Genomic DNA, 22,889 nt, shown 5'->3' with positions numbered 1-22,889 from the left:
CGAACTACAACTGCCACAAGATTTCAGAAGTTAAAATGTCGAGTTTCCGCTCACGTGTGTACTATGTAAAACCAAAGACTCGCCGCAAACAATACAATAGAGCCACACAGCAGCAATATCGGAATCGTCCACGAGGAATTATCCTGATGTGTACGTGCTGCTGACCGGGGTTTGTCAACAGGAGCTGTTTCTCTTCTTCTTGGATTGGATGCAGCCGCGTTGGATTTGTCCTTTAAGGATGGAGCTTGCGGTGCACCATTTTGCGCCGTTTTCTCTCCCCGACGGTTCGTCAGCCATAAATAAACTTCGCTCCCCAACCCTATTTCATCGGCCGCCCGTCTCACACTATCCAGATCAACTATAGTTTTGTTGGATTCATAGCTGACACGAAGGGCTCTATCGCAAAACGTATTAACTAAGCGAGGAGTGCCTCGAGCAGCGCCTACGACAGTTTCAATAGCATCATCAGTAAAAATTTTTGACTGACTCCCCGCTACTTTCAATCGATGCTTAATATATTCATGTGTTTGCAAAGGAGTCATTCTGCCAATAGCCTCTAGCCAGGCAATGCGCTGTTTAAACGACTCCAGATCAGGCCGGGACAGTTTATCGAGGAATTCCTCCTGCCCAATCAGGAGCATTTGGATAAGTTTAATACTACCATATTCAAGATTATTCAAGAGCCGGATGCACTCCAGTACATCATCTGAAATCTTATGCACCTCATCTATAATCAACAGGCAGCGATTGCCCTCGTTATTGAGTTTGAGCAAATACTCCTTAATATCTCTTAAAACAAAAATTCTGCCGGACGATTCAGGGGTGATGTGCAATTCCTGTGTGAGAAAAAGCAACAACTCTTCACTGGTATCCGGCGGCTCACCCAACCAAATGATTCTGGTTTTCTCAGGGATAGACACTATGAGTTTTTGGCTCAAGGTGGTTTTTCCTGTGCCAATTGGCCCCACCACCACCATTAAGCCTCTTCCCGCCCATAAGCTATCGATGATGCGGCTGAGCACACGGCTATAATCGCCTTGTTCGAAAAAACATGCTGGATCAGAAACGTTTTCAAACGGCAGGCTTTGTAATGAAAAATGATTTGTATACATACTACCTTGTTCCATATTATTCAAAAGATGGATACGCTTCAGTACAGCGTCTGAAATCTTATGCACTTCATCTATAATCAACAGGCAACGACTGCCCTTGTTGAGAAAATACTTCTTAATATCCCTTTAAACAAAAATTCTGCCGGACGATTCAGAGGTGATGTGCAATTCTGTGTGAGAAAAAGCAAAAGCCCATCACTGGCATCCAGCGGCTCACTGACCAGACTATCCTGGTTTTTAAATATTACTCTCGAGTAGGAGTGAGTATTATCTCTACTCGACGATTCTTCGACCGCCCTTCTCTAGTAAGGTTGGAAGCAAGCGGAACAGTATCGCCAAGGCCCTTAATAATGATTCTGTCGCTGGCGACTCCTTTTTGCTTCAGCACTAGGGCGATTGCCTTTGCACGCTGCATTGAGATGATTTTATTCCATTTAAAAGCTTGAATAGGGCTAAAGCCATCCGGTATCGATTTGTCGGCATGTCCCTCAACGATGACCTTATCCAAGGACCGCCCTTTGATAAGTGGAATAATTCCATCGATTGCTTTTTGTGCGTTTGCATCAGGTTTTATCTGCCCCGGAGAAAACGAGCCTCCGCCGAGAACGAGTAGGCGCATCGGTTTGTGCTGAGAAGAGCGTTTTTCCTCTGTGTCCATTGGATTTACCGGTTCTGGCGATTTCTCACGGATTCGTGAAATAGTTGTTTCAGGAGAGGTTTGTAGTGATTGTATAGCACTCAAATCCTTCCGGTTATTATCAACTTCGTTATTATTTGACGTAGCAGACGATGGAAGACCGACAACGCCCTTAAACTGTTTTATGGATGATTCTGTTTTATTAGTGACAGCGGGGCTCTGCGTTTGTTCCAGTTTCGGTTTTTCGATAGTTTTCTTAAGGGAGCTGGACGATTTATAGACATCTGTTTTGCTATTCTCCCTCTGTGGAGCCGATTCTCTCAGTATAGGAATTAATAGCGCTGAAATAAAAATCAGTACTGATGCTCCAGACAACGTAAATGAAATCGCGGTAATGGCTCTGCGCATTATGAAATACTCCAGTTGTTCCGTAGAATTCACTTCGGCTAGCGTAAATCCTCTTTTCCTCGACTTGGACCCGAGCCGAGAGAGAAATCTCAATATCGGTCACGGTTTCATGCGAAGTATATAAGCTATACTGATATAAAATGATTTTTAGATTTTGCCACTTCAAGCTCTAAAAAACATTATTTTATTCTTGATCCTGTTGCACCTTATTTAAACCATGCCTGGAATTATGATTGTATATTTACTATCTTGCGGTGTGTTAACTGGAGCCTTGCATCTCGCTAACAGATATAAGAGGCCATTTAGAATCCGGCAATGCTTGACAATATCAGCTTTGGCCCTGGTAAGTCTGCAATGCCATCCCCTTATTGCCTCAGGAGAAGAATATGGTAGATACTCTTATAGAGACTACGCTAGTACACCAGCGTTCGATGAACCTCACACTTTAGCTGGCACAAGTGAGTTTGAAAAGGAACTTGTGCAATCAATTTATGCGAGTTGTTATCACAGTCAACGAGTTTCCATCCAAAATTACGGTGTGCCAGAAAATTTAATCATGGCCTACTGTAGCTGTGCCAGTAAGCATATGTACGGCCGTCTGAGTTATGAAGATTTTAAGCTGCTTCAGAAAGTTCAAAGCACGGGCACACTTCCACCCCATGAGATTCAACAAAAAATGGAGTTTGTCGCCAAGATGTGCAGGAAGAGTTCAATTGATAAAACGTCACCGACTGATTTAGAAGCAATGGATCAGATTTCTAATCAAAACACAGAAGAAAGATAGATTTTCTATCCACATAAACTGTTCAGGATAGCATGGGGTTATCCAGTAACCTGCCTAAGCTATGACATGGACATGGCATGCCTATTAACTGATGCTTCGAGGCATTCGGCTGTATCCGTTCAAAAATAAATGGCTGAAGTCTGATTTGGTTAAGCAGCAACTTGAATTTAGCAACCGCTATCAGACGAAATCACTACAGCTGCAATTGGCCGGTTATTAATGGTGATAAAATTTGTTTTTGAAAATGAAATAGAGGCTTTTACACCATTTTTACATTTTCAATAACTTAATTTATTGATGTGGTTGATATTTTTACTTTCCCTAACGCGGGGAAAATAATCAGAAATTAAGGAAGTATGTCGGGGAAAAGGAGCAGCTATATCAGGACTCTGAAAGTTGTCCTGATATAGCTTGATGTTCTTACAGCAATCCTTTCAGATCGTTGAAAGCTTTTTCAGCATTTTGCAATTCTTGCTCTGCTTCTTGCAAAGAATTGTTTTTAGCATGATTGCGTGCACTTTTCAGCTTGTTGTTCGCTTTTGAGCGTGCTACGTCTACTTTATCATTAGCATTGATTTCTTTGCTTGTATCTGATGCTTCTTTAATCAATTCAGCAACAGCCGCGCCTTCTGAGCCGTTTTTGATTGCATCAATTGCAGCTTTGATTTTATCCAGAGTCATATTAATCGCGTCAGCAGGCGCGTACACGATTCTGCCTTTATCTCCTTCCGCAACAGCTGAAGTTGAAACAGCTCCCATTGAGGCTGCAATCAATAAAGACAGTAAGACTTTTTTTAAGATTTTCATATTGCACTAATCCCACAAGTTGTAGTTATTTCGAGTTATATCGGCAGTATAACTAGCGATTTGCATGGTTAAGAGTTATCTACCGGCGATAATTCTAACACATTTTGGAGATTTTCAATCGTTAAGGCGACCGAAAAAGATTAGATTAGGTGGGGAAATTTAGAGCCTTAAAAAAATAAAGCTGCTGCTAATTATAGAAAGGCCAGATTCAATTATAAATAATCAAATCCGACCTGATAGGCATTAGTGAGTTTTAGCGTATATTTCCTTTATTTCTTGAAAGCCGGCTAAAGCTTCTTTCAACAACTGTTCAGAGGCCTGCATTTCATTTTTGCTGGCTTCAATACGTGCTGCTTTTAATTTGGAACTGGCTTTATTGCGTTTTAAATCCAGTTCATTGTTGGAAATATTTTTTTGCAGTTGGCGCGCGTCATTAATCAATGACATAACGGCTTCGTTGTCGGCGCCTTTTTCGATGGCGGCAATAGATTCTTCTACTTTAGCAACAGTGTCATCGATAGCCACTTTCACTTCTTCGCCTGTAGGATTTTTAGCAAAAGCTGTGGAAGCTGAAGCCAGGGAAATGGCTACAAATAAAGAAACCGCGATTTTTTTTAATGCTTTCATTTGGCTAGTAAACCTCAGATATTGTTATTTATAGTGTTCAGACATAACGATTAAAATGAGAGTTTATGCGGGAAAGCAAGAATTCAAATTAATAATGGCTACGCAGAGCGCGGCATTTTAGCACAGAAAAAATTTAAAACTGAATGAGAATGAATATTACTCATCATCCCTTTTAAGATCGAGATAGATTTCTCCGGTTTCATCGACAGACAATAAAAATAAAATAGGCGCGCAACAAACTGGGCAATCCTCGTAATATTCCTGTGCGTCCAAAGTAGTATCCACAATAATATCAATGGATTGACCGCAATAAGGACAGATCACGTCGACTTCTTTCAAGCCGTGCATATTTCACGCCTTTCGCAGCAGCCCATCCATCCATGACACGGGCAGCATGCGTTTAAGAAAACCGAACAAATAAGTCGGGAAAGTGACGTAATAACGCAGTTTAGGCCGCTTGGCTTCCAGCGCATGAACGACTTTTTCGGCGACGGCCTCAGGGGGCAAAGTAAATGGCGCGGCAGCGCCCTCTTTCTGCAGGCGTACTTCCATACTTTTGTAGATTTCCTTATGGACACTGCGAGTCGGATCAATATTTTTCTTGTATAGCTCGAATGCGTTTTTTCTGAAATCGCTCAAGATCGGACCGGGCTCAATCAGCGAAATATGAATATTGCTGCCATGGAGTTCGAGCCGTAATGTATCGGCCAGGCCTTCCAGCGCGAATTTGCTGGCGTTGTAAGCGCCGCGGTAAGTCATTGCGACGAATCCCAACACTGAGCTATTGTAAATAATGCGGCCATGGCCCTGCTGGCGCATAACGGGAATCAGCAGACTAGTCAGCTCATGGGTGCCGAACAGATTGGTTTCAAACTGGAAGCGCAGCACATCGCGGCTTAAATCCTCAACAGCGCCGGGCTGTCCGAATGCCCCGTTATTAAACAGCGCATCAATGTTTCCATCCGTTAATGCAACCACTTGTCGAACCGCCTGGCGGATGCTGTCGCTGTCGGCCAGATCCAGCTGTACGGCGGTAAATCCTTCCCTGCTTAATCTGGCGACATCTTCAGGCTTTCTTGCCGAAGCTATGACGTTATGACCGCGCTTTCTTAATTCGATGGCCGTGACATAACCGATGCCGCTAGAGCAGCCCGTGATCAATATGGTTTTTGATGGATTCATAGGGCAGTTATCTGGTTAATTCCTGTTCGGTAAAATAAAAACTTTTGCCGCTGCTGCAATTGATCAAAAAGACCAGCGCATCCTGGGTGCTTCTTGCATTGAGTTCCGATGCTTCAACGCGGCTGCACGTCCCGGTCGCTAGAGCCTGCTCTGCCGCCTGCCTTCTGAAACGCTCAATATCCGGCAAACGATTCTGGTGATTTTTAACCACATCAGGCAGTTGATCAAGCTGATAAGGGGGAATTGCATAAGCTGAAAACTTCTTTGGATTATTCTTGATTAGAAACTGATTTTTGGCACTTTCATTGGCGGCTGCCAGTTTTAACTGCGCCTGTCTTTGTTTCAACCTCTCTTGTTCAAGCTTGTCTTGATCAAGTTTTTTCTGCTGTTCCAGCTGTTGTTTTTGTTGTTCATCCAAATCAGTTGAGCCGCCGGTTTTAACATTCAGCTCGATATTACGTTGTCCTTCTACACATGGCTTTGATTGATAAGCCGTTTTACCATCGGCACCCGTACATTTATAAACGCCGGCAGACGCATGGGCGGAAAAAAGGATTCCCAGAAAAACCAGTGTAAATCGCATCGCACTCCCCAATATGTTTATGTATAAAAGTAAGATTGAAAGATTATAGGTGATATCAGGAACTTTGCTCATCCTGCCAATAGGACTGCTCAGTGTAGTAACGGCTCGAAAACAAAAACAGCACAGCAGTAACCAACATTAAGCCGGCAAAAAACCAGAAATAATCCGCACCGGCCAGTTTGCTGGAACCATCGGCATTTTGGATCAAAAAATTGACGGCGCTGGTCAACAGATTGCCGGCAGCTACCGACAGAAAATAAAACGCCATGATAAATGACTTCATAGTCTTGGGCGCTTGAGTGTAAGAGAACTCAAGACAGGTCACCGAAACCATGACTTCGGCTGACGTCAGCAGCAAATATGCCGGCAGTTGCCAGATAATAGACGGAGCCAAACCATTATCGATATCAATTTGTATGAAACCGGCAATGGCGAAAGCCAGCGCGGTCAGGAACAAACCGATCACCATTTTTCTCAGTGCCGTCAATTCAATAAACCGGTTTATAAACGGGTAAATCCCATACGAAAACAACGGCGTCAGCACCATGATCAGTAGCGGATTGGCTGCCTGAATTTGCGATGGCAACAGTTCAACTCCAAAAACTATCAGGTCCATTTTTTGCGCCTGCAATATCCAGGATGAGCCGATCTGTTCGAATAAAGCCCAGAATATAGCAATAAAAGCGTAAACAGACGCCAACTTTTTTAGCGTCGTCAAGCCGACAGTGCTGAACATCTCTCTGATAAATGCCATGCCGGCCGGCGGCACATGCACATAGCGGTAACGGCCCGACCAGAACGTAAGCGTGGCCAGCAGCATTAAAAAACCGGGAGCGGCAAAGGCCACCGAGGAACCATAATGATGCAGCAGCCATGGAATAACCAGCATAGCAGCGAACGCGCCCAGGTTGATGGAAAAATAAAACCAGCTGAAGACCTTACCGACTAAATGCCGGTTATTCACACCAAACTGATCGCCGACATTTGCGGAAACACAAGGTTTTATGCCCCCTGCACCAATAGCGATCAGCCCCTGCCCGATCAGCAAACCGATGCGTGTATCGTCAACCGCCAGGGCAAAATGCCCCAGGCAATAAATCAGCGATAAATAAATAATCGTGCGGTATTTGCCTAGCAAGCTGTCAGCCAGTAAAGCTCCGAACAGCGGCATTAAATACACAGCCGAGACAAATAAATGGAAATAGCCCTGGGCTTCATTTTCAGACATGACATCGGGCCGACCCGCTGAGTCCACCAGATACTGAGTCATAAAAATTACCAGAATGGCCCGCATCCCATAATAGCTGAAGCGTTCGGCCGCTTCATTGCCGACGATGTAAGGGATGCCGGTTGGCAGCGTATCAGATGAACCCGGTTTGGTTTTATAGATATCCATGACGATGACCGTTTATTTTCTCGACTGTAATCATAACAAAATAAAATATTTAAAAACCTATTGTTACTATTACGCCGACAAGACCTGTTGATAAGTGTTATTTATTATTTAATATCAACAGCTTGAAGTAGATACTAATTTGCGGTTAATGTTATCCACATTCTGTGCGCAGCTTGTGGATAACTTGGCTGTTGAGATTGTGCACACCGTAATCCACAGGTAACTCATCGTTATATACAGAAGTTACTCTATGCCGCCAGTCGAAATATCTGTATAAAATAATAAGGAACTTTTTCACAAAAAGATTGTTTATAAGGGGATAACCTTCAGCTTCGGTTATTAATTTTTGTTGGCGCGGCTTAATGCCCTCCAAGCCATGGATCTAAAACATACAATTGGACTATGTCGGAACAAAACAGCAATAAAAGTACCAGTCAATCGTCGTTATTAAGACTGAAAACCTATATTAATCAAGAAATTATCGGCCAGAATGTGCTTGTTGAAAGAATGCTGATCGGCTTGTTGGCTGATGGCCATATTCTGGTTGAAGGAGCGCCGGGCCTTGCCAAAACGAGAGCAATCAATATCTTGAGCAAAGGCATTCAAGGTGACTTTCATCGCGTGCAGTTCACACCGGACCTGCTGCCGGCCGACTTAACCGGTACCGAAATCTATCGTCCCCAGCAGGGCAGTTTCGAGTTTCAAAAAGGGCCTTTATTTCATAACCTGATCCTGGCCGATGAAATCAACCGTTCGCCGGCCAAAGTGCAGGCTGCGCTACTGGAAGCCATGGCCGAGCGCCAGATAACAGTCGGCCAAGCGACTTATCCCCTGCCGCAACTGTTCATGGTCATGGCAACGCAAAATCCTATCGAACAGGAAGGCACTTATCCGTTGCCCGAAGCGCAACTGGATCGTTTTTTACTGCATGTCAAAATCGATTATCCGAAACCGGAGCACGAAAAAAGCATCCTGCAGCTGGCCCGAACCGAAGCAAGGCTGACTTCAGTAAAAGACGGCGCCAAATTTGAACCTGTCGACCAAAAGACCTTATTCGATGCCCGCAACGAAGTGCTGGATCTCTATATGGCTGACAGCCTTGAAGACTATTTGCTGCAAATCGTGCTGGCGACGCGCAATCCCGGCGCTTACGGCAAGGATCTGGCCGGATGGCTGCAATACGGCGCGAGCCCCAGAGCCAGCATTGCGCTGGACCGTTGTGCCAGGGCCAAAGCCTGGCTGGTGCAGCGCGACTTTGTCAGCCCCGAAGACATTCAGGACATGGCATTCGATGTCCTGCGCCATCGCCTGATACTGTCTTACGAAGCCGAGGCCGAAGGCATCACGACCGATCATTTCATCAGAGAGCTCATTGCCAGAATTGCCGTACCTTGATGTTTTTCAGTAAACGGGCAAACAATGCCCGACAATCATCCGACGAGCTGGTTTCAGTATCGCTCAAAACCTTGATCGATCTTGCCAAACCCGCGGCCAGCTTGAACCTGCAACATGCCGCGATACGCTCGGCACAGAGCGGCGGCTATGTCTCGCGCTTCAAGGGCCGGGGCATGGAATTTGACGAAGCGAGGCTTTACCAGCCCGGCGACGATATTCGCAGCATCGACTGGCGCGTGACGGCCCGCACCGGCAAGCCCCATACCAAGCTGTTCCGCGAGGAACGCGAGCGGCCGATATTCATTTCCGTCGATAACCGGGCCGCCATGCATTTCGCGACGCGCGGCGTCTTCAAGTCGGTCCTGGCAGCCAAGCTGGCAGGCCTGCTGGCCTGGACGGCGCAGCATCAAGGCGACCGGATCGGTGGCCAGATATTTTCCGATACGGCCTGCCGCGAATTGAAGCCGCAAAACGGCAAGCATGCGGTTTTGCGGTTTCTCAATGCCATCGTCTGCGGGGGCGACTTCAGTCGCCCAGTCAATGAGGCGGATACTGTCGCCTCTACCAGTACGCTGGAACACGTGCTGGCGCGCTTGACGCAACATGCCCGTCCCGGCAGTCGCGTTTACATCATCAGCGATTTTCGCGGGTTGAATGACAAAGCCGAAACGCACCTGTTAAAACTGTCGCAACACTGCGACGTGGTCCTGGTCATGGTCCATGACCCGCTGGAAAGCGCGCTGCCCGCCAAAGGCCGCTACCGGTTTACCGATGATGTGCGCGATGTAATCGTGGACGCCGATTCCAGCGCGGCTTTGCAGTATCAGCAACGCTTCGCCCTGCGCCAGCAGCGCCTGGCTCAGCTGGCCCGAAGCAGAAGGCTGGCTTTCATGCAATGCAGTACCGATGATGATCCGGTGCATCGTTTAAGATATTTGTTGGGGCATAGATAAATGGAACCGGCTCAACTTCCCTTAAAAGACATCCATATGCCGGAAGCCATCGGCTGGTGGCCCCCGGCTATCGGCTGGTGGCTCATAGCCATATCGGCGCCCTTACTGATCGTTTTGCTTGTCTGGCTATACAAGCGTCTGACTCGCAAGACCGCCATCAAAACCGCGAAAAAAATACTGGCGCAAATCAAACAGGACAAGAGGCTCGACAACCACGGAAAAGTGACCGAGCTTTCCGTACTGATCCGGCGCGTCGCGATCAGCGTATCGCCCAGAACGCAAGCGGCCGGCCTGACAGGCCAGGCATGGCTGGCTTATCTGGACTGCTCGGTCACAGGTTCGCCTTTCAGCGAAGGGATTGGCCGGCATTTGAGCGATGCGCCTTACCGAAAAACGCAGCTGGCCGATGAGGAAATTCCACCATTAATCAGTCTGTGCGAAGACTGGCTTAAAGCCCAGGCAAAAAAATGATTCACTTCGAATGGCCCTGGCTGCTCAGCCTTTTACCATTGCCTTTACTGATCCGCTGGCTGCTGCCTGCGCATAAACCCGTCGAACAGGCCGCTTTAAAAGTCCCTTTTCTGGACGATTTTTCCGAGGGCGATACGCACATTGTTTCCCAAACCAGGCGATGGCCGTTCCTGGCGGCGGCCATCGCTTGGATTTTACTGATCGCAGCCTGCACCCGGCCGCAATGGCTGGGCGATCCGATCGAGCAGGCTGTCAGCGGCCGTGATCTGATGCTGGCCGTGGATTTATCGGGCAGCATGGAAGTCGAGGATTTTGTCATCAACAAGCAGGCCGTGGACCGGTTGACGGCGACCAAATGGGTGGCCGGCGATTTCATCAACCGGCGCGTGGGCGACCGGCTGGGATTGATTCTGTTCGGCACGCAGGCCTATCTGCAGACGCCCTTGACTTTCGACAGAAAAACGGTCATGACCTTGCTGGATGAGTCGGCGATCGGCCTGGCCGGCGACAATACCGCGATCGGCGATGCAATCGGTCTGGCTGTCAAACGCCTCAAGAATCAAGAGGTCAACAGCCGGGTTCTGATCCTGATGACGGACGGCGCGAACACCGCCGGCGAAGTATCGCCGCTGAAAGCGGCCGAACTGGCTGCCGAAAACCAGTTAAAAATCTACACGATCGGCATCGGCGCCGATGAAATGCTCGTGCGCAGCTTTTTCGGCGCCCAGAAAGTCAATCCGTCCCAGGATCTCGATGAGAAAACCCTGACGGCCATCGCTGAAAAAACCGGTGGCGTTTATTTTCGGGCCAGAAATACCGATGAGCTCAACAACATCTATCAGTTGCTGGATCAACTGGAGCCGGCGGAAAAAGACAAACAATACTTCAGGCCCAGAAGCGAACTGTACTATTGGCCGCTGGCGGGCGCGCTGTTGCTGGCGGCCGTGATTGCACTGTCCCGCGTGAGGTTGTCATGAATCTAGCTGAATTTCACTTCATCAGACCCTATTGGCTGCTGGCCTTGATACCGTATGGCGTGCTGCTGGTTTTAATGCTGAGGAGCAAACTCAGGCAAGGCAACTGGTCGGCAGTCTGCGACGCGGCCCTTTTGCCTTATCTCCTACAGGAAAAGGCAGTCGGGCAAAGCCGCTGGCCGCTGACGGCAGGTGCCGTTGCCGCTTTTCTGGCGATCATCGCGCTGACAGGCCCGACCTGGGAACGACAACCGGCGCCGGTCTTTCGTAATGACTCGGCACTGGTCATCGCTCTGGACCTTTCCTTGTCCATGGATGCGGCCGATATCAAACCGAGCCGCCTGACGCGCGCGCGCTATAAAATTGCCGATATTCTGAAACAGCGAAAAGACGGCCAGACTGCGTTGCTGGTTTATGCCGGCGATGCCTTTACGGTAACGCCGCTGACCGATGATACCGAAACCATAGCCAGCCAACTCGAAGCGTTAAACACCAACATCATGCCCAGCCAGGGCAGCAATACGGCCGTGGTTCTGGAAAAAGCACTGGAGCTGTTCAAACAGGCCGGTCTTCAGAAAGGCCAGTTATTGCTCGTGACCGATGGCGTCGATGTCGATGAAACCCTGCCGACGGTAAAATCACTGGGCAGTTATCAACTGTCGATATTGGGCGTCGGAACCGCCGAGGGGGCGCCGATCGCGCTGCCGGACGGCGGCTTTTTAAAAGACGAACAGGATGATATCGTGGTCACCAAACTAAATGCCGATGAATTGACAAAACTGGCGCAGACAGGGCACGGCATATTCCAATCGATAACCGCCGACGACAGCGACATTGATGCCTTGCTGGCGGCTTTGGACAAGCCCGTACGGCAACAGGGAGCCGAGAAAAAGGATGGCTTACTGAATCAGTGGCAGGACACAGGCCCCTGGATTTTATTGCTGGTTTTGCCGCTGGCGGCGCTGACGTTCAGAAAAGGTTTGCTATGCGCGGCCTTGTTGCTGTTATTGCCGCTGCCGAAAAACAGCTATGCTCTGGATTGGCAGGATTTATGGCGCACAAAAGACCAGCGGGCGCAGCAGGCGTTTCAACAAGGCGACTATGGAAAAGCCGCGCAACTGTTTGAAAATCAGGACTGGAAAGCGGCGGCTCACTATAAGGCCGGTCAGTATAACGAAGCGCTGGCGAGCCTGGACAATACCGGCACGGCCGACAGTTTTTACAATCAGGGCAACGCACTAGCGAAGGCAGGGAAGTTGGCAGAGGCTTTAAAAGCTTACGATCAGGCGTTGAAAATCAATCCCAACGATAAAGACGCTCAATATAACAAGGAGATCGTCGAAAAAGCTCTGGAAAAACAGAAACAGGATCAACAGCAGCAAAAAGACGATAATCAGCAGCAGTCCAAGGATAATTCGCAGCAGCAAAAAGATGGCGATCAATCGGATCAATCCGGCGATCAGCAAAAACAGAATAATGAATCCGATCAACAACCGTCGGACAAACAGCAGCAGCCGAAAGATCAGCAACAACAAAGCAAGTCCGAGCAAGAAAAACAGGACGCCGAAAAGAGCCAGCAGCCAGGTCAACAGCACAAGGATGATGCGCAGCAACAAGCCGCTCAACAGGCAGAGCAGCCTCCGGCTGAAACCAAGGACGAAACGACACAGGCCAATGAACAATGGCTCAATCGGATTCCTGACGACCCGGCAGGACTTTTGAAACGCAAATTTTTGTACCAATACGGCCAGAGGGAACAGCAATCAGACAGCAAGGCCCGGTCGGGTTCGGATGCCGCCTGGTAAACAGCATGACCGGAGCAATTGTACCGCCACACCCTTCAAATACGTGATAATGAACATGAGATTACTGAAATTGTTAACAGCCACTTCATGCCAAGCGACGCTGCTTTTTCTATTGCTCTTGAATGCGCCGTGGCTTTCGGCGGCAGAAATCAATGTTGCGGTAGACCGCAGTTCGGTCAATCTTAATGAATCCTTTCAGATCACGTATACGGCCACCGACTCGCCGGATGATGATCCTGATTTCACGCCGCTCGAACAGGATTTCGAGATATTGGGACAGAGTCAGAGCACCCACTCGTCATGGATCAACGGCACATCCAGCAAAACCATTCAGTGGGTGCTGCAAGTCATGGCCAAACATGCCGGTAATCTGACCGTGCCGGCCGTACAATTTGGCGATGATGTGAGTCAGACAGCAACTGTGCAGGTAACCGAAGTCGCGGCCAATAAGGATCTGCCTGTCGATAGCGACTTATTTATGGAAGTTGAGGCGTCTCCTGAAGACCCTTATGTGCAATCCCAGGTTCTCTATACCATGCGTTTGTATCGCAAGGTCGAAATTTCGCAGGCCAGTTTGAATGAGCCGGAACTGGCCGATGCCGTCATTGAAAAACTCGGCGATGATAGCAATTACAGCATGCAGATCAATGGCGCGGATTATTGGGTGACCGAACGCAAGTATGCGATTTTTCCGCAAAAAAGCGGCCGCATGACCATCAAGCCTCTGGAATTGACGGCGCAGGTCGTGACAGCGACTCGCCCGAGCTTCGGTGGTTTCTTTAATCCCCGTATGACCAAAACCCGGCGCGTCGCTTCCCGAACCGTAGCGCTGGATGTAAAGCCGGCCGCATCGTCTTTTACGGGACAGCATTGGCTGCCGGCCGAACAACTGCAATTAAATCAGGAATGGTCGGGCGATATCGAACACATGAAAGTCGGGGAACCGCTGACGCGAACCTTGAAGCTATTGGCAAAAGGCACCACAGTCAGCCAGTTGCCTGAGCTAAGCACCGCCAAAACGCAGGATCAGTTAAAAAGCTATCCTGACCAGCCGGTGCTTAAGGAACAGAAAAATGGTGACGGCGTGATTGCCCTCAGAGAAGAAAAAATAGCCTTGATTCCGTCGAAGGAGGGCGGCTATAAACTGCCGGCCATCGAAGTGCCCTGGTTTAATACCGGGACTCAGCAAATGGAAATCGCCACGATTCCGGAAACAACGATTCATGCTGTCGCAGCGGCAGGCGAGGCAGCCGCTCCGGTCCCGGCCAAGGCGCCGGTTGATGCAGCGGCAAGGCCTGAAACGGTTGAATTGTCACTGCCCGGACAGGCTCGGCAAACCAATATCTGGCTAGGGGTTTCAGGATTTTTGGCGGTGGGCTGGCTGGCGACGCTGATTTATTTTCTTTCCAGGCGGCGAGCCCAGAAGCCCGTACCGCAAGCGGCCGCTGCTGAAGTAAATTTGAATGACAGCATTAAAAGATTAAAGCAGGCCTGTAGCGATGATGATGCCGTGGCCGCCAAGGAGGCCCTGCTGGATTGGGGGCGGCAAAAATTTGATGCCACGAATCTCGGCGCTATCGCATTCTGTTGTGATGCCCGGTTAAGGGATGAAATTCAGCTGTTGAATCAGGTGCTGTATGGCAGGGATGCCCGTCAGTGGCAAGGGAAAAGACTGTTCCAGGCGTTCAGTGAAAATAAAGCCCGGGAGAGAATCGCACAAACGTCGGATTCCGGTTTGGAACCGCTATATCGCTTGTGATTACTGCGCTTTGAAATATTCCAGCGCCATGAATAAGGCTGCAATTGAGCGCGCCTCCGTGCATTCGCCTGTAGCCAACAAAGCATTGATGTCCTTCAACTTCCAGGGAATGACTTCCAGCTCTTCAGGTTCGTCGCCGGGCAGTTTTTCGGCGTACAAGTCCTGGGCGATGATGATTTCGGTCATATGTTCCAGATAAGAAGGGGCGACAGAAAAAGAGCTTAAATGGTGCAGATTTCTGGCGCCGAAGCCGACTTCCTCCTTAAGCTCCCGGTTGGCTGCCTCGAGAAACGATTCGCCGGCATCGGTTTTGCCTTTCGGCAAGCCCAGCTCGTAACGGTCGACGCCAGCCAGGTATTCCCGGATCAATAATACGGTGTCGGCATCGAGCATGGGCACGATCAGCACGGCACCGCCGGATTTGCCCCGGGCCAGACGTTCATAATTGCGCTGCACGCCGTTGCTGAATTGAAGATCCAGTGATTCAATACGAAATAAACGGCTTTTCGCGATAATGGTCTTATTGAGAATGGTTGGTTTTTGGGCCATTTTTGTATGTTTAACTGAAATGATTTTTGTAAATATAACGCACTCTTATGATCGATTGGAACAAAATTGACACGGTACTGCTGGATATGGACGGCACGTTGCTGGATTTGAATTTCGATAATCATTTCTGGAAGGAATTCGTGCCGCTGAAATTCGCTGAAAAGCAGGGTATAGCAATTGTGGAGGCTAAGCAGTTGCTGGAGCCGCGTTTCAAAAGTATGGAAGGTCGGTTGGAGTGGTATTGCCTTGATTACTGGAGCGAGGCGCTAGAACTCAATATCGCCGGATTGAAAGCCGAAATAGCGGGGCTGATCGCGGTATTGCCGCATGTCGTCGAATTTCTGGAAAAAGTACATCAGTCTCCGCGCAAGGTCTTACTGGTCACGAATGCGCACAAGGACAGCTTGGGTCTTAAAATGGAAAAAACCTGCCTGCACCGGTTTTTCGATGACATCATCAGTTCCCATACGCTGGGCTTCCCCAAGGAACATGCCGAATTCTGGCACCTGCTGCAGAGGCTGCAACCGTTTGAAAAACACAATACGCTGTTGATAGATGACAGCCTGGCGGTTTTGAACTCAGCCAGGCAGTTCGGGATAGAACACCTGATTTCGGTCAGCAGGCCCGATACGCAACTGCCTAAAAAGGAAATAATCGATTTTCCTGCTATTGAGGATTTTCGGGAGCTGATGGCCGGGCTTTAGGCCGACGCGGGCGCGGCCGTTTTTGATCGGGACGTTTTTCCTGCGCCGGCGCTCTGCTTTTTCGCTCGGGTTTAATGACCTCGGCAGCTAACAGGTCGGCAGTAATCGGTTTGATTGGCACTTTCTGGCCTATATAAGCTTCGATATCGGGCATGGAATAGGCGTATTCCTCGCAAATAAAGCTGATTGCCTCACCGCTGGCGCCAAAGCGTGCGGTCCGGCCGATCCGGTGCACATAATCCTCGACATCCTGCGGCAGATCGTAATTGAAAACGTGCGAGACATCTGCAATATGCAGGCCCCGGGCTGCGACGTCGGTCGCAATCAGCAGCGTGATTCTGTTTTCCTGAAAATCATTGAGCAGACGCTGGCGTTTTTCCTGAGGTACATCGCCGCTTAGGGCTGCGGTTTTGTAGCCGTTGGCATTAAGGTAATCATTCAGCTGCTCGGCGCAGCGCTTGGTATTGACGAAAATAATGCTGCGTTGCGGCTGATGTTTGTTCAAAATGCCCAGCAACAGCGGGATTTTTTGCTCATTGGACGGACAAAACGCGCTTTGCTGTATGGCCTTGGATGTGACTTCCTCGGTCTCAATGCGTATCAGGATCGGATTGTTCATATGCTCGTAAGCGAGCTCAGTCACTTTATACGATAAAGTCGCCGAAAACAGCATGTTCAAGCGCTTCTCGGGTGCCGGCATGCGCCGCAGCAGGTAGCGTATGTCTTTAATAAAGCCCAGATCGAACATGCGGTCGGCCTCGTCCATGACGGAAACCTGCACATTGTCCAGCGTAAAGGCATTTTGCTTGTAAAAATCGATGATGCGGCCGGGCGTGCCGATAATAATATCGACACTCGCCTTCAGGCTATCGAGCTGTTTCTGATAATCGGTGCCGCCATAGATGAGCGCCAGCTTGAGATTGAGATGTCTGCCCAACAGTTGCGCATCTTTATGAATCTGAATGGCCAGTTCGCGTGTCGGCGCCAGAATGATGGCTCTGGGATTTTTGATTTTTTCACTGGCGTCATTGATCAGGCGCTGAAAGGTGGCCAGCAAGAATGTGGCGGTTTTGCCGGTTCCGGTTTGCGCCTGGCCTGCGATATCCTTGTCTCGCAGCAGTAAAGGCAGAGCTTTGTCCTGTATTGGCGTGCAGTGATTGAAGCCGGCCTCTTTCAGACCTTGCAAAATGGAGTCAGATAATTCCAGATTGCTGAAGCGGGTATTTGTTAAATGTGTCTTGTTCATAGAACAATAGCATAACGTAAAAAACCTGTCGGCTGAAATTGATTGACAAAATAACGCCATCCCTCCTATAGTCTTAACTTTTAAATTTTGGAGAAATAGTGTGAGCGACTTAGTCCTTCATGTAAATGATAGTGATTTTAACGAAACTGTTATTAAAGCGGACGGTCCTGTGCTGGTTGATTATTGGGCTGAATGGTGCGGGCCATGTAAAATGATAGCACCGATTCTGGATGAAATTGCCAAGGATTACCAAGATAAGTTAGCAGTTGTTAAACTGAATATCGACGAAAACCCATTAACTCCGCAACACTATGGCGTACGCGGTATTCCAACATTGATGCTGTTTAAAAAAGGCGAAGTGGAAGCCACTAAAGTAGGCGCATTGACAAAATCGCAACTTGCCGCCTTTATTGACAGCAATATATAAAGAAGAAACCTTGGCTCAGCCCGTCACAAAAAGCTTGGACGGGTCTGGGTATTTAAGTTATACTTATCGGGTGCCGCATCAGGCGCTCTCAGACATATCGCCCGATAAACTACATCCCTAAAATCTAATCCTATCTTGCTTAGTTACGGTCCACACCGTATACCCTTGAGTCATCTTTTATGAATCTAACCGAGTTAAAACTAAAACAAATCAGTGAAGTTATTGAAATAGCCGAGTCGCTGGGAATTGAAAACGTTGCCAGAACCCGTAAACAGGATTTGATATTTGCTATCCTGAAAAAGCAGGCAAAAGGCGGTGAGGATATCTATGGCGATGGCGTTCTGGAGATTCTGCAGGATGGTTTTGGTTTTTTACGTACTCCGGGATGTTCCTATTTAGCGGGTCCCGACGATATTTATGTCTCGCCCAGCCAAATCAGGCGCTTTGCATTAAAGACAGGCGATACGATCAGCGGTAAGATCAGGCCGCCTAAAGACAATGAGCGTTATTTTGCAATGCTCAAAGTCGAACAGATCAATTTTGAATCCCCCGAAAACACCAAAAACAAAATCCACTTCTCCAACCTGACCCCTTTATTTGCCAATCAACGGTTTGTTCTGGAAAAAGGCAATGGCACTAGTGAAGACTTAACCGGACGCATTATCGATTTAATCGCGCCTATCGGCAAAGGCCAGCGTGGTCTGATCGTATCACCGCCGAAAGCCGGCAAGACCATGATCCTGCAAAGTCTGGCGCAATCCATCGCTGAAAAGAATCCCGAGTGCTATCTGATCGTATTGCTGATCGATGAACGTCCTGAAGAGGTCACGGAAATGGAGCGTTGCGTGCGCGGTGAAGTTATTTCGAGCACCTTCGATGAACCGGCAACCCGCCACGTACAGGTCGCGGAGATGGTGATCGAGAAAGCGCGCCGTCTGGTCGAGCATAAATACGATGTAGTCATTTTGTTAGACTCGATTACGCGGCTGGCCAGAGCTTATAACACCGTGGTTCCGTCTTCTGGAAAGATATTGACCGGTGGTGTCGATGCGAACGCGTTGGAAAAACCAAAACGCTTTTTCGGTGCGGCGCGCAACATCGAGGAAGGCGGCAGTTTGACGATTATAGCCACGGCGCTGGTTGATACCGGCTCCCGAATGGACGAGGTGATCTATGAGGAGTTCAAAGGCACCGGCAACATGGAACTGCACCTGGACCGCAAGATCGCGGAAAAACGTATTTATCCGGCCATCAATATCAACCGTTCAGGCACGCGTCGTGAAGAATATCTGGTTGACCCGGAAAGCTTGCAGAAAACCTGGATCCTGCGCAAAATCCTGCAGCCGATGGATGAAACAGCTGCTTCGGAATTTCTGGTAGGCAAACTGAAGGATTTCAAGACTAACGCTGAATTTTTTGAATCAATGAAGCGTTGATTCAGGCGGGAACAGATACATCAAATGTGCAACATTGTTCGTGTTACACATTTGATAGGCTCTTAATCAGGACTTGGGCGGCACGTAGCCTTCAGGCATGTCGGTATTGCCCTCAAACAGAAACTTCCTTCTTTCTTCTGCTAAAAAGGCTCTGGCTTTCGGGTCGAAGCTGGCCAGTTTATATTCGTTGATCAGCATGGTTTGTTTACTTAACCATTGCTGCCAGGCCTGTTTAGATACTTTTTCAAATATTTCCTGACCTTTAGGCCCTGGAAAAGGTGGCGCATCTAAACCTTCGGCTTCTATTCCCAATTTAACGCACTTAACCAGTCTAGTCATCGTTGTCCTCGATAGTGGATTGCTGTTGCAATAGCAGCTTGATCGGCGCCGCTATCCCCAAGTTGTGAATTTGTTCCGCTTTATACCAGACAGTTTGATTGGCTTCCATCACAATATTGATAGGGTTATTGGTTTGAATAATAAGCGGTGTGAAATCCAGATGATAATGGGAAAAGGTGTGACGCCGCATTGTCATTAGTTTTTGGCTAATGATGGGCATGTTTCTCGCCAAACACCAGGCGGTTGCCATATCAATACTGTCAAATTCAGGCAAACTCCACAAGCCTCCCCAGATACCGGCAGGCGGTCTTTTCTCCAGCAATACCTGGTTAAGGTTATTACGCAGCAATAAAAACACCCGTTGTTTGACCGGCAAGGATTTGGCGGGTTTCGGTGCCGGGAAGGCGGCGATATTATCGGTCATTCTGGCCAGGCAATTGTCCTTAAGCGGGCAGGCATGACAAGCGGGCTTGCTGCGCGTACAAATGGTAGCACCCAGATCCATCATGGCCTGTGTGTAGTCCGCGGCCTGGGCTGTGGGCGTATAATGAGCGCTGAGCAGCCACAGTTCCTTATTGACGTTGCTGTTGCCGGGCCAGCCGGGCACGGCTTTGAATCGTGCCAATACTCTTTTTACATTGCCGTCCAGGATAGGATGGCTTTTTTTGAAAGCGATGCTCAGTATGGCGCCGGCTGTCGATAAGCCTATGCCGGGCAGTGCGACAAGCTCATCTAGCGTATCAGGAAAACGGCCTTTCTCAACAATCAGCTGTGCCGTTTTATGCAGGTTGCGGGCGCGAGCGTAATAGCCCAATCCAGACCAGAGATGCAGCACGTCATCGATAGATGCTTGCGCCAGACTTTCTATGTCAGGGAATTTTTCGGTAAAGACGTTGAAATAGGCGATCACGGTCGCAACCTGAGTCTGTTGCAGCATCGTTTCGGAAAGCCAGACGCGATAAGGCGTAATGTCTTTCTGCCAGGGCAGATCTTTTCGCCCGTGCTGGTCAAACCAGTCGAGGATATTTTGTTGGAAAACTGATGGGGTCATATCAGAAAATGCGCTTTAACAGATCGCTGGCGCCGGGGCCTAATTTTTTGTCGAGTTTGTCCAGTAGCTTCTGCTTTTTCTCTTCGATTTTGGCCTTGTTTTTTTCAGTCAATAAAGATGAAGGATCGATTGTGTAAGAGGGCTTGCTGAACGTGCCGCCAACATTAATGGCGACCGTCATTTTCTCGGCTTGCTGTCCGGTATTGGCATCGGGCGACTTCAGCAGCATGGCGTTGATTTTATAATCCAGTGTCTCGGTATTAAGATTGGCATTGCCCTTGCCGTTGACACGCAATTTCGAGGATTGAGCGACAAGGTCATTGTTGCTAAGCACGCCGTTGTTGACGATTGCCGTGCCGGTGATTTCCGAAAACAGCGTTTGGTCATGCTTGTTGTCAGTCGGTAAAGGCGCGCCCTTGATCAGGGCTTTGCTGTTGTCGATGATTTTCTGCAAATTAAAACCTAGGATGACGCTATCTTTGAACAGGAAGCTCAATTGACCATTAAGCGAGGATTTAATTTCGTCCTTGTTATTGCCTTGCGCCTTCAGTTGGGCCGAAGCATTGACGACGCCGCGCATTCGGGCTTCGCCTTTGTAATCTTTTAACAAGGGCTCAACTTGAACGCGGTTGATTTTTTCATTTACGGCCAGCACAGGCTGACTATTGCGTACATCCATGTTCAGGTTACCGGAATAGCTGCCTTGATAGAACTGATTCACGTTCTGTTGCGTGGTCACAATGCCGTTTTTGGCGCTGAGTTTTAGATGGATGTCCTGCATGTTCAGGTTGTTGATCTTCATTTTATGCAATGTCAGCTCACCGTTGGCGTTCAGTTTCCGCAAGGTTTCAACAGGTAATAAGGAAGCGGCGGCCGCCGTGGTGACTGCCGGGCTGGCTATGGGTTTGGATTTTTTATCGGTTTCTTTTTCAGGCGCCAGATAGCGATCGATATCGACCGCATCGGCAGTCAAATTGAAAGCGATCGCCGGTTGACTGAAGTTGTTGACGCCGGCCGAGCCTTTTATAGTCGTATCATCCAGTTTAATAACCAGATTTTGCAGGTCGGCCGAGTCGTCAGTGGCCTGCAGGCTGAAATTCATGGCTAGGCGGGTGAGGGCATTGACATCGCGCATGGTCGGCGGCGTTATCGCCAGTTGCTTCATGACCTGTACCGGATTGAACTGGGCGACCGTAACAGGCCCCTGGAATAAGGGCTGGTCTTTAATCCGGGTGCCGGTTATGTCGGCGGCAACTTTTAAAGCGCCTGATTCAACCCGTAATGTTGAGATCTTGAGGTCCTGCTTGGCCAAGTTAAGCAACACATCGGTTGCCGTTAAGGCCGCTGTCAGGGATTTGCCCGGAACTTTTTCGCCCGCCGTCGTGGTCTGTAGATTGACGTCAGCTAATCGGAAGTTATCGAGTTTATCGTTAACAGTTAAATCGGTGGTCAGTTTGATCGATTCAGTCAGGTTAGCCTGGGCATTTAAAACGGTCAGAGCCAGATTAACAGAGAAAGGCTTGTCAAAAACAATCTTATCCGTATTAAGATCGACGTCTTTTATTTCCAGGTGTTTTCCGCTTTTTTGGTTGTCCCAGTCAACGCGGGCATTTTCTATGGTAATGCCGCCAATAGACAACAGCGTTTGTGCTTCGTCCGTTGGTTGAGTATCTTGTGCACCGCTGTCAGCGGCAGGAGGCTCAGGTTTTGTATCGGTCAGGTCATGCCAGTTGTTGACTCCCTGTTTGTTCTTGGCCAAGTTGACGGTCAGTCCTTTTAAAACGATGCGATCGACTTCGATCTCTTTCGATAACAGCGGCAGCAATTTGACGTTGATATCGCTTTCTTCAATTTCGGCAAAGGGTTTGGGTTGGAAGCCTTTTGCATTACTCAGCGTCATTTTGCCCGTTGAAATACCCAGCCACGGGAAAACCGATAATTTTAAATCACCTTCCAGCGTAAGTTCCCGACCGATCTTGTCTTTAACAGCGGCCTGTATTTCAGGTTTGAAATCATTGGGATCAATAAAAATGAATAAAGCGCTTATGACAACTATGATCAGTAAAGCCAGTGCTGCAAGTATCGAAAGGATGATTTTAAGCGGCTTTCCCACAATTTTCTCCTGTATTAAAAAGATGTAATGATGATCTATTATGGAATATGATTGTCAGATTGAGTGCGGCTATGGGTTAAATTCTAGCCGCATCAGATATGATCATGTTAGTCATAATAACTAAATTGAGG

At 48.5% G+C, this 22,889-nt stretch carries 23 protein-coding genes; 10 read left to right on the top strand and 13 right to left on the bottom strand.

Annotation, left to right across the window (positions count from 1 at the left end; genetic code table 11):
* Positions 1–50: 50 nt before the first annotated feature.
* A complete protein-coding gene (locus METLU_RS0113505) occupies positions 51–1,193 on the bottom strand; it encodes an ExeA family protein (protein WP_231383607.1) in 1,143 nt (380 codons plus the stop codon).
* A gap of 163 nt (positions 1,194–1,356) precedes the next feature.
* Complete coding sequence (locus tag METLU_RS26775) at positions 1,357–2,157, bottom strand: OmpA family protein (protein WP_027158677.1); 801 nt, start codon at positions 2,155–2,157, stop codon at positions 1,357–1,359.
* Between the two features lie 319 nt (positions 2,158–2,476).
* On the opposite strand from METLU_RS26775, the gene METLU_RS27950 reads away from it, so the two are divergent.
* The gene (locus tag METLU_RS27950) at positions 2,477–2,941 is read left to right on the top strand and encodes a hypothetical protein (RefSeq protein ID WP_155920556.1); all 465 of its coding nucleotides are present in this window, start codon (positions 2,477–2,479) and stop codon (positions 2,939–2,941) included.
* Positions 2,942–3,361: 420 nt separating this feature from the next.
* On the opposite strand, the gene METLU_RS0113485 is transcribed toward METLU_RS27950, so the two are convergent.
* The 6 genes from METLU_RS0113485 to METLU_RS0113460 all read right to left on the bottom strand — a co-directional run bounded on the left by METLU_RS0113485 (position 3,362) and on the right by METLU_RS0113460 (position 7,536).
* Positions 3,362–3,748: a hypothetical protein gene (locus METLU_RS0113485; protein WP_027158675.1), complete on the bottom strand. Its 387-nt coding sequence runs from the start codon at positions 3,746–3,748 to the stop codon at positions 3,362–3,364.
* 243 nt (positions 3,749–3,991) lie between these two features.
* Complete coding sequence (locus METLU_RS0113480; RefSeq protein ID WP_027158674.1) at positions 3,992–4,375, bottom strand: hypothetical protein; 384 nt, start codon at positions 4,373–4,375, stop codon at positions 3,992–3,994.
* A 156-nt stretch (positions 4,376–4,531) separates the two neighbouring features.
* Positions 4,532–4,723, bottom strand: coding sequence for a CPXCG motif-containing cysteine-rich protein (locus tag METLU_RS0113475; protein ID WP_027158673.1), 192 nt, complete (start codon positions 4,721–4,723; stop codon positions 4,532–4,534).
* Between the two features lie 3 nt (positions 4,724–4,726).
* Complete coding sequence (locus tag METLU_RS0113470) at positions 4,727–5,557, bottom strand: SDR family oxidoreductase (protein WP_027158672.1); 831 nt, start codon at positions 5,555–5,557, stop codon at positions 4,727–4,729.
* A 7-nt stretch (positions 5,558–5,564) separates the two neighbouring features.
* Complete coding sequence (locus tag METLU_RS0113465; RefSeq protein ID WP_331271271.1) at positions 5,565–6,212, bottom strand: DUF4124 domain-containing protein; 648 nt, start codon at positions 6,210–6,212, stop codon at positions 5,565–5,567.
* On the bottom strand, positions 6,196–7,536 hold the full coding sequence (locus tag METLU_RS0113460; protein ID WP_027158670.1) for a POT family MFS transporter: 1,341 nt from the start codon (positions 7,534–7,536) through the stop codon (positions 6,196–6,198). Before METLU_RS0113460 ends, METLU_RS0113465 begins: the two co-directional genes overlap by 17 nt.
* 402 nt (positions 7,537–7,938) lie before the next feature.
* Between METLU_RS0113460 and METLU_RS0113455 the strand changes: the two genes are divergently transcribed.
* Genes METLU_RS0113455 through METLU_RS0113430 form a run of 6 tightly spaced genes read left to right on the top strand, consistent with a single transcriptional unit; the run spans position 7,939 to position 14,893 of the window.
* Entirely contained in the window at positions 7,939–8,931 is a 993-nt protein-coding gene (locus tag METLU_RS0113455) for an AAA family ATPase (RefSeq protein ID WP_027158669.1), read from the top strand.
* Positions 8,931–9,884, top strand: coding sequence for a DUF58 domain-containing protein (locus METLU_RS0113450; RefSeq protein WP_027158668.1), 954 nt, complete (start codon positions 8,931–8,933; stop codon positions 9,882–9,884). The genes METLU_RS0113455 and METLU_RS0113450 overlap by 1 nt, the downstream gene beginning before the upstream one ends.
* Positions 9,885–10,355, top strand: coding sequence for a DUF4381 domain-containing protein (locus tag METLU_RS0113445; protein ID WP_027158667.1), 471 nt, complete (start codon positions 9,885–9,887; stop codon positions 10,353–10,355). It abuts the gene before it with no gap.
* Positions 10,352–11,332 carry a vWA domain-containing protein gene (locus METLU_RS0113440; protein WP_027158666.1) on the top strand — a complete coding sequence of 327 codons (981 nt, stop codon included), beginning with the start codon at positions 10,352–10,354 and terminating at the stop codon, positions 11,330–11,332. Before METLU_RS0113445 ends, METLU_RS0113440 begins: the two co-directional genes overlap by 4 nt.
* Positions 11,329–13,134, top strand: coding sequence for a vWA domain-containing protein (locus tag METLU_RS0113435; protein WP_027158665.1), 1,806 nt, complete (start codon positions 11,329–11,331; stop codon positions 13,132–13,134). Before METLU_RS0113440 ends, METLU_RS0113435 begins: the two co-directional genes overlap by 4 nt.
* 55 nt (positions 13,135–13,189) lie before the next feature.
* Positions 13,190–14,893, top strand: coding sequence for a BatD family protein (locus METLU_RS0113430; protein ID WP_051300275.1), 1,704 nt, complete (start codon positions 13,190–13,192; stop codon positions 14,891–14,893).
* Here METLU_RS0113430 and nudE read toward each other — a convergent pair whose 3' ends face one another.
* A complete protein-coding gene (nudE, locus tag METLU_RS0113425) occupies positions 14,894–15,442 on the bottom strand; it encodes an ADP compounds hydrolase NudE (protein ID WP_027158663.1) in 549 nt (182 codons plus the stop codon).
* A gap of 47 nt (positions 15,443–15,489) precedes the next feature.
* On the opposite strand from nudE, the gene yrfG reads away from it, so the two are divergent.
* The gene (gene yrfG / locus METLU_RS0113420; protein ID WP_027158662.1) at positions 15,490–16,146 is read left to right on the top strand and encodes a GMP/IMP nucleotidase; all 657 of its coding nucleotides are present in this window, start codon (positions 15,490–15,492) and stop codon (positions 16,144–16,146) included.
* Here yrfG and rhlB read toward each other — a convergent pair.
* Positions 16,109–17,392, bottom strand: coding sequence for an ATP-dependent RNA helicase RhlB (gene rhlB, locus METLU_RS0113415; protein ID WP_027158661.1), 1,284 nt, complete (start codon positions 17,390–17,392; stop codon positions 16,109–16,111). The genes yrfG and rhlB overlap by 38 nt on opposite strands.
* 100 nt (positions 17,393–17,492) lie before the next feature.
* Here rhlB and trxA point away from each other — a divergent pair, with 100 nt between their 5' ends.
* Complete coding sequence (gene trxA / locus METLU_RS0113410) at positions 17,493–17,819, top strand: thioredoxin TrxA (RefSeq protein WP_027158660.1); 327 nt, start codon at positions 17,493–17,495, stop codon at positions 17,817–17,819.
* A gap of 179 nt (positions 17,820–17,998) precedes the next feature.
* The gene (gene rho / locus METLU_RS0113405) at positions 17,999–19,255 is read left to right on the top strand and encodes a transcription termination factor Rho (RefSeq protein WP_027158659.1); all 1,257 of its coding nucleotides are present in this window, start codon (positions 17,999–18,001) and stop codon (positions 19,253–19,255) included.
* A gap of 66 nt (positions 19,256–19,321) precedes the next feature.
* On the opposite strand, the gene METLU_RS0113400 is transcribed toward rho, so the two are convergent.
* The 3 genes from METLU_RS0113400 to METLU_RS0113390 are packed head-to-tail and all read right to left on the bottom strand — an operon-like array spanning position 19,322 to position 22,758.
* Positions 19,322–19,594, bottom strand: a complete 273-nt coding sequence (locus tag METLU_RS0113400; RefSeq protein ID WP_027158658.1) for an oxidative damage protection protein — start codon at positions 19,592–19,594, stop codon at positions 19,322–19,324.
* Positions 19,587–20,645, bottom strand: a complete 1,059-nt coding sequence (gene mutY, locus METLU_RS0113395; protein WP_027158657.1) for an A/G-specific adenine glycosylase — start codon at positions 20,643–20,645, stop codon at positions 19,587–19,589. The genes METLU_RS0113400 and mutY overlap by 8 nt, the downstream gene beginning before the upstream one ends.
* 1 nt (position 20,646) lies before the next feature.
* Positions 20,647–22,758: an AsmA family protein gene (locus tag METLU_RS0113390; protein ID WP_027158656.1), complete on the bottom strand. Its 2,112-nt coding sequence runs from the start codon at positions 22,756–22,758 to the stop codon at positions 20,647–20,649.
* Between the last annotated feature and the right edge of the window lie 131 nt (positions 22,759–22,889).

This window comes from Methylobacter luteus IMV-B-3098, from assembly GCF_000427625.1.
Lineage (GTDB): Bacteria > Pseudomonadota > Gammaproteobacteria > Methylococcales > Methylomonadaceae > Methylobacter > Methylobacter luteus.
The sequence above is the reverse complement of the archived record's forward strand: the minus strand, read 5'-3'. Positions and strand labels throughout refer to the sequence as shown.